Source organism: Streptomyces sp. SID1328 (assembly GCF_009865595.1).
Classification (GTDB): domain Bacteria; phylum Actinomycetota; class Actinomycetes; order Streptomycetales; family Streptomycetaceae; genus Streptomyces; species Streptomyces griseoluteus.
Window position 1 is genome coordinate 1 of the sequence record NZ_WWKH01000777.1, and the last position, 583, is coordinate 583.

Genomic DNA, 583 nt, shown 5'->3' on the forward strand with positions numbered 1-583 from the left:
GGCGGCCACCCGGCCGGCCCGCGCCGCGGCCCCGACCGCGGGACCGGGCGCGGAATCTGACGGACCGTCCGCGACCGGGCGACATCTGGTGGGCCGACGTGCCCTACGAGGACCGGCCGGAGTCCAAGGACCGGCCGTGTCTGGTGCTGTCCGTGCGCGGCGACCGGGTCACGGTCGCGAAAATCACCAGCAAGGACCACGACCGGCGCGCGGGGGTCATCCCGCTGCCGCCCGGTTCGGTGGGCGACGCCCGGGGCCGCCCCAGTTTCCTGCGCACCGACGAGGTGCGCGAGGTGCGCGTGCGGGACTTCCGGCGCCGGGTGGGCACCGTCGACCCGGCCCTGTGGGACCAGGTACGCCGCCTGACCCGCTAGGTCCTGTCTGACAATTCGCGTCGTCGCCCGAAGGGCGGCCGCGCGGCGTCAGATGCGTGCTCTCGGCGCACCGGCCCCAGGCCCTCGTGCCGGACGTACTCGGGTCTGGGGCCGGTGCGGCGAGTGGGGGGTACCCCCTGCTCGAGCGGAGCCGAGAGCTTGGGGGAGCGTGCACGGCGTCGCGCGGCAGACGGGAATTGTCAGACAGG

Annotated in this window: 1 protein-coding gene; it reads left to right on the forward strand. The window is 75.3% G+C overall.

Annotation, left to right across the window (positions count from 1 at the left end):
• Positions 1-374, forward strand: a 374-nt coding sequence (locus tag GT030_RS24710; protein ID WP_237522782.1) for a type II toxin-antitoxin system PemK/MazF family toxin, incomplete at its 5' end; no start/stop codon positions are given.
• Between the last annotated feature and the right edge of the window lie 209 nt (positions 375-583).